The organism is Xanthomonas sp. LMG 12462, from assembly GCF_009192885.1.
Classification (GTDB): Bacteria; Pseudomonadota; Gammaproteobacteria; order Xanthomonadales; family Xanthomonadaceae; genus Xanthomonas_A; species Xanthomonas_A sontii.
In genome coordinates this window covers 1-12,624 of record NZ_NMPP01000072.1, presented here as the reverse complement: position 1 = coordinate 12,624, position 12,624 = coordinate 1, and the positions used below count along the sequence as shown (strand labels likewise).

Here is a 12,624-nt window from a genome sequence, read left to right as displayed (position 1 = left end):
AAGCGCACGGCGCTGCCATGCCGCAGCGGCACCGTTGCATGCGCGCTGCAATGCGGATCCGTGCCCGATCGAGTGGGAAGGGCTGGATGGGTAGCGCTATCTGGAGCGGCCTGATCGACACGTCGACACGGACGTCGGCCAGTCCGCCCGCACACGCGCACCAGCGGCTCAGGCCGCCCCGCCGAACCGCATGAAGCCAGGCGCGGACGCTCCCGCCGAGCAGGGCCCTGGCTGGCTGCCACCTTTCTGCAATCTTTCCGACAAATTTCAGTAGATTCAATCACTTGAATCGGCATCTGGCGTGCTGCGACGCAGCTTGCATCGATTCAAATTCGGCCTATAACGCTGGCGTCGCATATATGAACTTTTCGTTCTTGTATGCACCGCCTTGCGCACGGCCCGCGCAAGGCCAGGGGAATCGGGCGGCTCGGCACATCTCCAACATCGATCGCTCCTGTGGGGGGGAGACCAGTGAACAGAACCGCTTTCCGGCGTGGACTCATCGCCAGTTCCGTTGCGCTCGCCCTGTGGGCGCCCTCTGTCATGGCGCAATCCGCGCCCGATGACGCGGCCCCGCCCAATGGCGCCGGCAAGGCCGACAAGCCGGTCGAACTCAAGGCGGTGACGGTCACCGGATCGCTGATCCCGCGCGTGGAGGTCGAAGGCCCTGCGCCGGTGGTCACCATCACCGGCGAAGAGATCAAGAAGCAGGGCTACACCACGCTGTGGGAATTCCTCGACTCGCTGCCGCAGGTGGGCCAGCAGGTGTCCGACCCGGCCTCCTGGGGCTCCAGTTCGGTCAATGCGCGTTCGGTGAACCTGCGCGGACTCGGCCCCGGGTTCAGCCTGCTGATGATCGACGGCCATCGCGTGGTCGATTACCCGCAGCCGCTCAACAAGCAGAGCAACTTCCAGAACTTCAACAACCTCCCCACCGGGATGATCGATCACATCGAAGTGCTGGCCTCCGGCGCGTCGTCGATCTACGGCTCGGACGCGGTCGCCGGCGTGGTGAACGTGATCCTGAAGAAGAACTACCAGGGCAACCAGTTGCAGGTCACTGCGGGCGGCGCGACGCGTGGCGGCCGCCGATACGGCGACATCAACTACGTCGGTGGCCGCGCGGGCGACAACTGGCACGTGACCTACAATTTGGAACACTCCAACCGCAGCGCGCTGTGGGGCATGGACCGGCCCTACCAGGATTCGGTGGCCGATGCGGGCTACGGGGCGTGGGGGCCGGCCTCGCGCATGTTCGGCTACCAGTACGATGCCGCCGGCGCGATCGCGCTGTCGGCCACCGACGCCAACGGCCGCTACATCACGCCGCCCGCCGGCACCTGCGACAAGTTCACCAACTCGCGCCTGACCCAGTCGCACTCGGTGACCACCAACGGCACCCAGGTCACCGGCGTCACCGACAACGGCTTCTACTGCGCGCAGCCGGCGCTGTTCCAGAACTGGGTGCTGACCCCGGGCAGCATCAGCAACAGCGGCTACCTGGCGGGCGAGTACGACTTCCAGAACGGTCTGCAGTTCTACGGCTCAGCCGCGCTGTACCAGACCGTGGGCATCTCCAACACGCAGCTCAACGTGTTCAGCGCCGGCCCGTTCTACGACCAGACCACCGGGCAGACGGTCAACCAGGTGATCCGCCAGCTGACCCAGAAAGAGATCGGCGTCAGCGCCAACACCTACGACCGCGAGCGCAACTGGAACCTGCAGGCCGGCCTGCGCGGCACCGTGTTCGACGGCCGTTTCAACTGGGACCTCAACCTCAACACCCAGAAGTACATCGTCCGCGAGGCGTTCACCGGCTACAACGCGCAGGCCACCAACACCTTCTTCCTCGGCCAGCAGCAGGGCACCACCGCCGACGGCCTGCCGATCTACGCATTCAACTGGCAGCAGTTCTGGAACCCGATCACCCCGCAGCAGTACGACCAGTTCGCGGTGACCGGCGTGAACACCGCGTCGTCCTGGCTCGACCAGGCGCAGCTGCGCGTCAACGGCGACCTGTTCAAGCTGCCCTGGGCCGATCGGTCGGTGGGCTGGGCCGCGGTGCTCGAAGCCGCACACAACGGCTTCAAGCTGTCGCCCGACCCGCGTGCGGCCGATCCGTCCACGTTCCAGAACCCGTTCGGCGCCTACCTCACCGGTGCCGGCACCCGGCAGCGTTTCTCGCTGGGCACGGAGTTCCGCGTGCCGGTGCTGGAGTCGGTGACCTGGACGCTGTCCGGCCGCCTGGACAAGTACAACGACGCCAGCCGTGCCGACATCGCGCGCACCTGGGGCTCGGGCCTGGAATGGCGCCCGTACGACGGTCTGCTGCTGCGCGGCAGCTACGGCACCAACTTCAAGGCGCCGGACATGCAGGCCATCTACCTGACCGGTTCGACCTCGCCGGTGGGCTTCTATGCCGACCCGCTGCAGTGCGTGAACGCGATCAAGGCCGGGCAGAACAACAACACCTAGTGCAACAGCGTGCAGCGCCCCGGGTCGCAGTACTACACGCTCTACACCAACGGCAGCCGCCTGCTGCTGCCGCAGACCGGGCACTCCTGGACCTACGGCTTCGTCTGGCAGGTGCCGGGCGTGCAGGGGCTGTCGGTGTCGGCCGACTACTGGAACATGGGCGTGGACAACGCCATCCAGTACCTCGGCCAGGACACCGTGCTGGCCGACGAAGCCGGCTGCCTGACCGGGCTGAAGCCGAACGGGACGTCGGGCCTGTCGCCGTACACGGCGCACGTGGCCGGATCGGAGTACTGCCGGATGGTCACCCAGATGGTGAAGCGCGACGCCAACGGCCAGATCGTGTCGGTGCAATCGGGCCCGATCAACGAAGCCTCGCTGTACGTGGCCGGCGTCGATGCGACGCTGGACTACAAGTTTCACACCGACGGCTACGGCGACTTCCGCGCCGGCATCAACTACACCAACAACCTGTCGTACAAGCAGCGCGTGCTGGCCTCCGATCCGCTGCAGAACACCCGCTATCAGAACGTGGCCAGCCGCATGACCTGGATCGCCGACTGGACCAAGGGCCGCTGGAACGTGTCGATCTCCGGCGTGCGCAATGGCCGCATGCGTGCCCCCAATTACGCCGGCTGCGACGTGCTGCCCAACGGCATCCAGCCCGGCATGGTCACCGTGTCCAATGGCGGCAACACGGTCTCCACCGGGGTCTGCCAAGTCACCCAGGACGGCAACCAGGTCAGCGTGCAAGACACCACCTACCGGGGCCACGCGCCGGCGTGGATCACCTGGAACGGCTCGGTCGGCCTGCAGGTCACGCCGGACCTGCATGCGAAGCTCACCGTGTCGAACATCTTCGACAAGGTCGGTGCGATTCCGTATTACGCCGGCGGCTTCGAGTTCGTCACCACCGGGCAGACCGCGAGCGAGTACAACGGCCGGGAAATGTTCCTGACCCTGGACTACACGTTCAACTGAGCGGTCAGCTGATCGTCGGCGGGCTTCGCGGGAAGCGGAGCCCGCCGGATCTTCATGGGCCTGGCGTTGCCTCGTGTCAGCTCTCGTCGCAGCGCGCGCTGTCGAAGCGTGCGCGCGCCACGTGATCTCGCCTGACGCCTTGCGCTTCGCGCTTCGCTCGATCGTCGTGCAACAGCCTCTCCCGCTTGCGCAGGAGAGGCATTCGCAGGAGAGGCACTACAACCGAAGAGGCGGTCCTGAGCTGCGCTCAGCGGCGCCGGTTCGACGGCACGAACTTGTACAGCTTGTTGACCCCGGTGCCGAAGTTGAAGCGGCTGTAGCCCGCACCCCAGTACACCGCACCATCGACGATCGCCGGTGCGCTGGACACCGAGCCGCCGGCATCGAAGCTCCACAGGGTGGCGCCGGTCTTGGCATCGAGCACGGTCATCGCGCCGGACATCGAGCCGGCATAGACCAGGCCCGGCGACGACGCCAGCGGGCCGCGGCCGCCGGCGCCGAACGCGGTCTGCACCGGATCGGTGCCCGGCACCTTGACCTGCCAGAGGATCTTGCCGCTGGCCGCATCCAGCGCGGCCCAGGAGCCGGCGTTCCAGGTCTCGGTGTTGCCCGGCGCCAGCGTGTACGGCGTGTGCTCGTTGTTGTTGATGGCCACGTACACGCGACCGGAGAACGGATCCACCGACGAGCCCCACTCGATGCCGCCGGCGGTGCCGCCCGGGCCGACCTGGGTCGACCACACGGTCTGCCCGGTGTCGGCGTCGAAGGCCCAGTACACGCCGCTCTTCTGGCCGGCACCGACCAGCGCCTGCGGCTTGCCGTTGCGGATCGCCGTGAACAGGTTGGCGCCGCCGCCGCTGAAGTCGTAGTCCGGCCCCTGCGGGTCCTGGCACAGGCCATTGGTCGGCGCGACCAGGCACGACAGCGACCAGGCGTCGGCGCCCTGCAGGCGGCGCGTCCACACCGGCTTGCCGCTGCGCATGTCCAGCGCCAGCACCGAGTCGACGTAGTTGTCCGGCGCCATGCAGGCCAGTTGCGCGGTCTTGTCGCCGTTGGCGTTCTTGACGCAGCTGGCCACCTCGGTCGGCACCGAGTAGTTGTTGCCGGTGGTCGCGTAGACGCGCTGGCGCAGCGGATCGATCGCCAGCGTGCCCCACACCGAGGCACCGGTGTAGCCCTCCGGCGTGGTGCGGAAGCTCCACAGCAGCTTGCCGGTCTTCAGGTCCAGCGCGGCGACGCTGCCACGGAAGGAATACTTGTAGCCGGCGCTCAGCCCGCCCCAGTCGCCGGAGGACACGCCGACGTAGACGCGGTCGCCGTAGATCACCGGCGAGGCGGTGATGCGCGCCTGCGGGTTGGATTCGACCAGGGTCTTCCACAGCAGCTTGCCGGTGGCCTTGTCGATCGCCAGCACGGTGCCGCTGGCCTGGTCGCCGACCAGCACGCTGTCGCGCGCGATCGCCGGGCTGTTGCGCGACAGCGAACCGGCGATGCCGGTGTAGTCGGCCAGCTTCACCCGCCACACCGCCTTGCCCAGGTCGGTGTCGATGCGATACAGCTGGCCGCCCCAGTCCGGCACGTACAGCGCCGTGCCCTGCACGGTCGGCGTGGCCGAGACGTCGCCCTGGGTGGTGAAGGTCCACGCGGTCTTCAGGCGCGCCGCGTTGAACGGGGTGATCTGCCATTCGCCGGGCGCGAAGCGGGTGTTGAGGAAGCCGCCGCCGGCACTGTCCCAGAGGCTGTGCGTGGCGAACGGCGTGCCGCCGGAGAACGTGCTGCGCCATTGTGCGCTGGCGGCGCTGGTGTCGGTCGTCGCCGCTGCGGTGCCTGCGGACTGCGCCATCGCCATTGCGCTGAACATCAAGCCGGGAATCAACGCCAGCCGCAGGCGGGAGTGGTTCTGGTGTGCATCACGCGTTTTCATGGATGTCCTTCGGGCTTGGGAGTGAGGATCCCCCCGTCACGTCCGCGGCCATCCTAGAAGTGAAAATCCTTGCGTGTCATGTACTTACGAAAAAGTTAGGGCCTTTGCAAAAGGTTGCTGCGATAGCGAAAAACGATGGCGGCGGCATCGCGCTGTCATCGTGCCGGCACGCGCGTGACGCATGTCGTCGCAGGCTGCGATGGCCGTCGCGGCCGCGTGTTGCCGCGCATCGACACGGCGCGGCAGATTGCGTCCGCGTGGCGCGTGGCGATATGCGCCATCGATCCCGTGCGCCGGATTCGCCGCGTGAGCGCGGGCTGAATTGCGGTGCAGTCGGACGTGCCGCAGTGCGCTGCGGCGACGCCGCATGGGAGGTGCGAGCGGTTGGTTACACTGTGCGATCACCGTTGTCCGCACAAGGAATGCCTCGATGAAATGCCCCTCGCTGTTGTCCCTCGCCATCGCGCTGTGCGCCACGGCCGCCGGCGCCGTGCAGGCGGCAACGCCCGTGTCCACCTCGGCGCTGGAGGGCAAGGTCGATGCGCTGTACACGCGGGCGCCGGACACGCTCAAGCCCGACGAAGTGAAGGCGATGCAGCAGCGCCTGCTCGATTGGGCGCAACTGCAGCGCTATCGCGCCGACAATGCCGCGCTGCCGGCGCCGGCCGCGGACGCGCCGCGCGTGGTGTTCTACGGCGACTCCATCACCGACGCCTGGGGCCGTCGCGAAGGCACCACGTTCTTCCCCGGCAAGTCCGCCTACGTCAATCGCGGCATTTCCGGGCAGACCACCGCGCAGATGCTGGTGCGCTTCCGCCAGGACGTGATCGACCTGAAGCCGGCGGTGGTGGTGATCCTGGCCGGCACCAACGATCTGGCCGGCAACACCGGGCTGTCCACCCTGGAGATGATCGAGGACAACCTCAGCGCGATGACCGAGCTTGCGCAGGCGCATCACATCAAGGTGGTGCTGGCTTCGGTGTTGCCGGTGACCGACTATCCGTGGCGGCCGGGCCTGCAGCCGGCGCAGAAGGTGCGTGCGCTCAACGCGTGGATGCAGCAGTACGCGCAGCAGCACGACGCGGTGTACCTGGACTACTACAGCAAGCTGAGCAACCGCGACGGCGGCATGGACAAGACCGTGGCCATCGATGGTGTGCACCCCAACAACGCCGGCTATGCGGTGATGGCGCCATTGGCCGAGCAGGCGATCCAGCGCGCGCTGGCAAAGCCCTGAGTCACTGCGCGCTCCTAGCCCCTCTCCCCCCGGGAGAGGGGCTGGGGTGAGGGTACGACCGCCGGCAACAACGATCGGCGAGGCCGCACCCGCAATCCCTCAGAACCGCTCACCCTCCGGCAGATAGCGCCACTCGCCCGGCGCCAGCTTGCCCAGCGGAATGCGGCCGATGCGCAGGCGGCGCAGGCCGGTCACTTCCAGCCCGACCTGCGCGCACATGTCGTGCAACTGGCCCGGCTGCACGTGCTTGATCGCGAAGCGCAGGCGCTGTTCGCTCTGCCAGCTGAGCTTGCACGGCGGCAGCGTGCGCTGGCCATGGCGCAGGCCGTGCGCGAGCCGATGCAGGCCATAGGGCTGCAACGTGCCGCTCACCTCCACCACGAACTCCTGCTCCAGCGTGGCCGCGTCCTCGCTCAGCCGCCGCAGTACGCGGCGGTCCTGGCTCAGCACCAGCAGTCCGCTGGCCTCGGTCTCCAGCGGCAGCGGCATGCTCAGGCGCAGGAAATGGCGTTTCAGCACACGCATGTCGCTGGCATCCAGGGCGCTGCGGTTACCTGGCGTCGCCAGCGCGAGCGCGTCTTCGGCGCGCATCCCGGCCGGCTTGTGCAGCAGCAGCGTGACCGCCTGCGCCGGGCCGAGTTGCGCGTCGGGCGCCAGCGTCACCTGCTGGGTGGTGATCGGCGTCTGCGGTTCCTCGACCACCACGCCGTCCACGCTGACCCAGCCGCCCTCGATGTACTGCTGCGCCTCGCCGCGCGAACACGGCAGCAGGGCGGCGAGATGCTTGTCGAGACGGACGGGGCTGGACATCGGGGCTGTGGTGATCGGTGGGGGGCGCAGTGTACGGGCGCCAGGCAGCGGCCGCACGCGGCGGCGTCTCAGCGCTCGACCAGCTCCAACTGGGTCAGGTACAGACGCAGGTCGAATTCCAACTGGTGGTAGTCCGGCGTCATGTGCGCGCACAGCTGGTAGAAGGCCTTGTTGTGCGCGCTTTCCTTCAGGTGCGCCAGTTCGTGGGCGACGATCATCGGCAGGAACGCCGCCGGCGCATCGCGGAACACGCCGGCGATGCGGATCTCGCGGCTGGCCTTGAGCTTGCCGCCCTGCACCCGAGACACCGTGGTGTGGGTGCCCAGCGCATGCTTCACCGCCTGCAGGCGGTTGTCGTAGATCACCTTGTGCAGGGGCTCGGCGCTGCGCATGCAACGGTCCTTCAGTGCCTGCGTGTAGTCGTACAACTGGCGATCGGTGCGCACCGCGTTGGCCTCGGGGTAGCGGCGGCGCAGCCAGTCGCCCAGGCGCTGGCGCGCGATCAGTTCGCGCACTTGGTCCAGGACCTGGGGTGGGTAGCCGACGAGGTAGCGCAGGGTGTCCATCCCGCCACCTTAGCCTGCCGCGCGCGGCGGGGCATCCGCCGTGTGCGGCCTTCGCGGGCGGGCACCGGCGCTGCGGGTATCATGCGGCTCCCGAATCCGAGTCCATGGACGCTTCCGATGCGCAATCCCCTGCAGGAGCAACTGCTCAAGGCCGGCCTGGTGAAGAAGAGCCAGGTGGCGCAGGTCGCGCGCGAGCAGGCCAAGGCGCGGCAGGGCAAGACCCCGCCGCCGCCCAGTGCCGAGCAGCTGGAGAGCGAGCGGTTACGGCAGGAGCGGGTGGAGCGCGATCGTGCGCTGTCCGCCGAGCGCAATGCGCAGGCCCGCGTGCAGGAGCAGCGGGCGCAGGCGCGGCAACTGGTCGAAAGCCACAAGCTCAAGGCCGACGGCGAGATCGACTACCACTTCACCGATGCCGGCAAGATCCAGCGGCTGCGCGTGGATGCGACGCTGCGCGCGCAACTGATCGCCGGCAGTGTGGCGATCGCGCGGCTGGATGCCGGCTATGTGCCGGTGCCGCGCGCCGTCGTGGAGAAGATCGTCGCGCGCGATCCGGCGACCATCGTGTTCGATGCGCTGGCGGCAACGCCGGCCAGCGGCGAGGACGATCCGTACTACAGCCAGTTCAAGGTCCCGGACGACCTGATCTGGTGAGGCGGGACCCCGGGCGGCGTTGCATGAACGTCTCGGCGAGGTGAAGCCGGCGTGCATTGCATTCGCCGGTGCCGGCCGCATCATCCAGGCAAGGCAACAGTGCGGAGACGACCATGGCCACTGGGTGGGCAGGCGACGGCGCGGTGCAGGACCAGATCGATGCGACCGTCGAGGATGCGATCAAGCGGGCGCGCAGCCAACTTCCGCAGGGGCCAGGGCTGAGCCACTGCGAGGACTGCGATGCGCCGATTCCCGAGGCGCGGCGCAAGGCCGTGCCGGGTGTGCGCCTGTGCGTGGCCTGCCAGGACGCGCAGGACCGCGCGCAGCACGAGCACAGCGGCTACAACCGCCGCGGCAGCAAGGACAGCCAGCTGCGTTGACGCGCAGCCGGCGCGGTCGGGTCAAGGCTTGGGCTGCGCGTGCAGCGCGATGTTGAGCTGATCGACCACGATCGCCCAGTCGGCGTCTTCCAGGCGCTCCTCGCGCAGCAGTTGCGCCTGCGCGGGCGTCCAGAACGGTGCTTCTTCCAGGCGCATGCCATCGGGCAGCGGCGCATGCTGGGCGATGAACTGGCGAATCTCGCCTTCGCTGTTGGGCAGGCCAAGTTGGGCGAAGAGGTCGGCGAACGGATGAATGACGGGTTCCATGCAGTACCTGGTCGGGAAAGGGGAGATCGCCGCGCAAGGCGGCTGGCATCGACCATAGCGGCTGCGTCATGTGCATGGCGTCAGCGTCGGCGTGGGTGGCGTGCGGCGCTCAGCCCAGCCCGGATGGAACCGGATGGCCGCGCCAGCGGCGCGTGCTGCGCTGGAAAAACAGGCTGTTGGGGATCTGCAGCACGCTCTCGCCGTCGCCGTCGCGTTCCTCGCGCAGCGTGGTGTAGATCAGGTTGATGTCGATCACTTGGCCCTTCAGTCCCGGCTTTTCGCCGTTCTCCAGCAATTCGATGTGGTCGTGCAGGCGGAACGGGCGCGTGGTGAAGATCAACAGCGTGCAGAAGATGTTGGACAGCACGCTCCAGGCGGCGAAGAACGCCACTGCCGCGACCGCGGCGAAGCCGGTGAAGGCGGTCCACAGCACGGTGCCGGAGACGCCGAAGCGGTCCAGGATCAGCAGCAGCGCCGCCGCGTAGATCACGAAGCCGCTGCCGCGGCGCGCCATCATCACCAGTTCCGGCGGCAGCGCGTAGTGCTCGCCCAGGCGCCGGATCAACCGTCGCAGCAAGGTCCGCAGCAACCAGGCGCCGAGCACGATCAGCACGATCTGCGCGCCGGGCACGATCACGTCGAGCCAGCGGTGCGTCCACGGCGGCAGCAGGGTATGGAGCGAGGGCATTGCACTTCGGAACACGCAGGGGAGGCGCGATGGTCGCAAGCGTGGCCGCCGCGGGCAAGTCGTGCTGGCGTGCGTTGCGGCAGCGAGCCGCTCAGCCGGCGCGTTCCAGCGCCTCCCACTGCGCCTCGGTGACGTCCGGCAAGGCTTCCAGCGCCGGCTTGGCGAACAGATAGCCCTGGTAGAGGTCGATGCCCAGCGCGCGCAGTGCACGGTACTCGGCAGGCGTCTCCACGCCCTCGGCGAGGATGCGGCAGCCCAGCGGCGCGGCCATCGCGACGATGCCGCCGACGATGTGGCGGCGCGCGGCGCTGCCGTCGATGCCGCGGATCAGCGCCATGTCCAGCTTGATAAGGTGCGGCTGGAAATCGGCGAGCAGGTTGAGGCCGGAGTGGCCGGCGCCGAAGTCGTCGATCGCGGTGAGGAAGCCGCGCTGCGCGTAGTCGCGCAGGATGCGCACGACCTTGGGCAGGTCGGCGATGCGTTCGGACTCGCTCAACTCGAAGATCAGGTCGCCGGTGGGCACGCCGAAGTGCTCGGCCGCCCTCAGGGTCAGGCGGATGCAGGTCGCCGGTTCGTACACCGCATTGGGAATGAAGTTGATCGACAGGCGCGTGCGCAGGCCCAGCTGCGCGGCAGTGGCGATCGCCTGCACCCGGCAGGTCTGGTCGAAGCGGTACATCTGCTGCGGGCGCACCCGCGCCAGCACCGCCGCCGCGCCGCTGCCGTCCTCGCCGCGCACCAGCGCCTCGTAGGCGTAGATGGAGCGGGTGGCGGCATCGACGATCGGCTGGAACGCCATGCGCACGGCGAAATCCAGAGGCTCGCCATCGCGACAGTTGCCGCAGGCGGGCTGGCCGAGTTCGGCGGACAGGGAGCGCAGGAGCATGCCGAAACGAGACCGTGGAAGAGATCGCAGTATGCGCTTCTGGTGTGAAGACGGTGCCGTGCTTGCGCACCGGCGCCGGCACTCCGAGGGCGCCGTGTTGGCCTGGCCGTGTGGTCGTCGGCGCCAACCGGAGGCGCCGTCGTCGCGTGCCAGGCGCCGCGTCCTCGCGCGGCGTGGACCGGCATCCATGTCCGGCCGTGTCCCGCCGCAGGTGCGCGCGATGACGGCGGGATGCGCGGGCGCTAGCCCGCGTCGGCGACGTCGACCTTCTTCAGCACGCGGGTGGTGCCGAGCACCTCGACGCGGCCGCCGGCCTGGTGAAACGCGGCCAAGTCGGCCTCGATGCGCTCGCGGCTGAGGCCTTTTTGCGCCTTGTCGGCGGCGCTGGCGCCGCGTGTGTTCCTGGCGCTGGGCGAAGCGGTGGTGCTGGTCGGTCGTGCCATGCTGGAACTCCTGCAGTCAGTACATCGTCAGGGGAATGCCACGGGTCAGTTGCTCGTGGTGGGTACGGCGGATCTCGCGGCAGTACGGGCCGGCCATCGCGAACTTGCGGCAGACCGCCGGGCGCTGCGCGTAGATGGAGCAACACATGCGCGCGCCATCCACCGCCACGCACCAGCCGTCCTCGTCGCGCGCCATCACGTGCAGGCCCTCGCGGGTGTACTCGGTGAGATGCTCGGGCACGTGGTCGTCCGGCATCACCAGGACGGTCAGGCGGCAGCAGATCGCGTCACAGCGGTCGCAGGCGATGTCGGCGTCGGTCGCGTCCCGCGCGCTCTCGCTCATGCGGCGCCGCCCCGATCCGGACCTGTCGGCCGGGGAGGCGGCTGAAGCGGCGACGCCAGGCGCTCGATCTGGAGCGTGGCAAGGGCGGGGGACATGGCGCTCCGAAGGATCCGGCCGGCAAAGGACGGAGGTTGGCGCGAGAAGGAAGCGAGTCGGGCGACAGGAACGGCCGGACGAGACGCGCGTAGCGACGTGACGCTGAAGCGTGCCGCCATGCTACGCCAGTCGTGCGCCCGCTGCATGAACAATGCGGGCCGCAGGCGTCGCGCCGGCCGCGAGCGGCCGGTCGGGGAGGGGCCGCCGACGCCTGTGCTGCCTGTGCTGCGTCAGTCCTGCGCGGCGGCCAGCGCCAGGCCCTGCACCACGCCGAACGAGGGGTCGCCGTGGACCAGGCGCGCTTGCGGGAACGCGGCGGCGACCAGGCGCTGCAGGTAGCCGGCGCGCGACATGCCGCCGGTCAGGAACACCGCGGCCGGGTCGCCGCCGATGTCCTGGCGCACCTGCGCCAGCAACTCCTGCAGGGCCTCCAGATAGCTGCGTGCGGCCTGCACCAGTTCCTCGGCCTGCACCTGCACCTGCAAGCCTGCTTCGATGTAGTCCAGGGTCTCGGCGTGTTGCTCGGCGTCGCTGAGGCGGATCTTGCTGCGCTCCACCGCACGGTACAGGCGCGCGGTGTTGCCCGGTTCCTGCAGCGCCTGCAGGCGCGCCTCGTACGGTGCGGGGACGGCGTCGTAGCGATGCTGGCGGAAATCGCGCTGGCGGGTGGTGTCCTGCACCATCGCCGCCTCGACGTAGTGGTGCGAGGGCACGCGGGTGAGGCCGCGGCCGAACTGCGGCATGAACCCGGCCAGGCTCAGCGCCAGGTCGATGTCGGTGCCGCCGCGGGGGATGCCCCAGGCGCGGTGCACCTGCGGCGCGGCGTCGCCGCCGACGCTGGCGTGGGCGATGTCGGTGGTGCCGCCGCCGATGTCGA

General features: G+C 68.8%; 13 protein-coding genes and 1 pseudogene. 5 read left to right on the top strand and 9 right to left on the bottom strand.

Features of this window, described 5'->3' with window-relative positions; all coding sequences use genetic code 11:
- The first annotated feature begins 543 nt into the window (after positions 1-543).
- Positions 544-2,475, top strand: a complete 1,932-nt coding sequence (locus CEK69_RS15960; RefSeq protein ID WP_255424824.1) for a TonB-dependent receptor — start codon at positions 544-546, stop codon at positions 2,473-2,475.
- A gap of 9 nt (positions 2,476-2,484) precedes the next feature.
- Positions 2,485-3,456 (top strand): TonB-dependent receptor, encoded by a 972-nt coding sequence (locus CEK69_RS21425; protein ID WP_255424823.1) that lies wholly within the window; start codon positions 2,485-2,487, stop codon positions 3,454-3,456.
- A gap of 247 nt (positions 3,457-3,703) precedes the next feature.
- On the opposite strand, the gene CEK69_RS15955 is transcribed toward CEK69_RS21425, so the two are convergent.
- A complete protein-coding gene (locus CEK69_RS15955) occupies positions 3,704-5,305 on the bottom strand; it encodes a PQQ-binding-like beta-propeller repeat protein (RefSeq protein ID WP_152246654.1) in 1,602 nt (533 codons plus the stop codon).
- A 505-nt stretch (positions 5,306-5,810) separates the two neighbouring features.
- Between CEK69_RS15955 and CEK69_RS15950 the strand changes: the two genes are divergently transcribed.
- A complete protein-coding gene (locus tag CEK69_RS15950; RefSeq protein ID WP_152246636.1) occupies positions 5,811-6,617 on the top strand; it encodes an SGNH/GDSL hydrolase family protein in 807 nt (268 codons plus the stop codon).
- 99 nt (positions 6,618-6,716) lie between these two features.
- Here CEK69_RS15950 and CEK69_RS15945 read toward each other — a convergent pair whose 3' ends face one another.
- Together CEK69_RS15945 and CEK69_RS15940 are read right to left on the bottom strand one after the other, a co-directional pair.
- The gene (locus CEK69_RS15945) at positions 6,717-7,427 is read right to left on the bottom strand and encodes an rRNA pseudouridine synthase (protein WP_152246634.1); all 711 of its coding nucleotides are present in this window, start codon (positions 7,425-7,427) and stop codon (positions 6,717-6,719) included.
- Between the two features lie 68 nt (positions 7,428-7,495).
- Positions 7,496-7,993 (bottom strand): YgjP-like metallopeptidase domain-containing protein, encoded by a 498-nt coding sequence (locus tag CEK69_RS15940; protein ID WP_152246632.1) that lies wholly within the window; start codon positions 7,991-7,993, stop codon positions 7,496-7,498.
- A 117-nt stretch (positions 7,994-8,110) separates the two neighbouring features.
- Here CEK69_RS15940 and CEK69_RS15935 point away from each other — a divergent pair, with 117 nt between their 5' ends.
- Together CEK69_RS15935 and CEK69_RS15930 are read left to right on the top strand one after the other, a co-directional pair.
- The gene (locus tag CEK69_RS15935; protein WP_152238445.1) at positions 8,111-8,644 is read left to right on the top strand and encodes a DUF2058 domain-containing protein; all 534 of its coding nucleotides are present in this window, start codon (positions 8,111-8,113) and stop codon (positions 8,642-8,644) included.
- A gap of 113 nt (positions 8,645-8,757) precedes the next feature.
- Positions 8,758-9,024 (top strand): DksA/TraR family C4-type zinc finger protein, encoded by a 267-nt coding sequence (locus CEK69_RS15930; protein ID WP_010342319.1) that lies wholly within the window; start codon positions 8,758-8,760, stop codon positions 9,022-9,024.
- A gap of 21 nt (positions 9,025-9,045) precedes the next feature.
- Here CEK69_RS15930 and CEK69_RS15925 read toward each other — a convergent pair whose 3' ends face one another.
- From CEK69_RS15925 to CEK69_RS15900, 6 genes and pseudogenes are all read right to left on the bottom strand, one after another.
- Positions 9,046-9,291, bottom strand: coding sequence for a DUF2789 domain-containing protein (locus CEK69_RS15925; protein WP_017914385.1), 246 nt, complete (start codon positions 9,289-9,291; stop codon positions 9,046-9,048).
- Between the two features lie 109 nt (positions 9,292-9,400).
- The gene (locus CEK69_RS15920; RefSeq protein ID WP_017908232.1) at positions 9,401-9,979 is read right to left on the bottom strand and encodes a mechanosensitive ion channel domain-containing protein; all 579 of its coding nucleotides are present in this window, start codon (positions 9,977-9,979) and stop codon (positions 9,401-9,403) included.
- Between the two features lie 91 nt (positions 9,980-10,070).
- A complete protein-coding gene (locus CEK69_RS15915) occupies positions 10,071-10,865 on the bottom strand; it encodes an EAL domain-containing protein (protein WP_152180853.1) in 795 nt (264 codons plus the stop codon).
- A gap of 242 nt (positions 10,866-11,107) precedes the next feature.
- The gene (locus tag CEK69_RS15910; protein WP_017908234.1) at positions 11,108-11,308 is read right to left on the bottom strand and encodes a hypothetical protein; all 201 of its coding nucleotides are present in this window, start codon (positions 11,306-11,308) and stop codon (positions 11,108-11,110) included.
- A gap of 16 nt (positions 11,309-11,324) precedes the next feature.
- Positions 11,325-11,651 carry a YkgJ family cysteine cluster protein gene (locus tag CEK69_RS15905; RefSeq protein WP_017908235.1) on the bottom strand — a complete coding sequence of 109 codons (327 nt, stop codon included), beginning with the start codon at positions 11,649-11,651 and terminating at the stop codon, positions 11,325-11,327.
- Positions 11,652-11,977: 326 nt separating this feature from the next.
- Positions 11,978-12,624: pseudogene (locus CEK69_RS15900) on the bottom strand (heat-shock protein Hsp70); the annotation flags it as partial.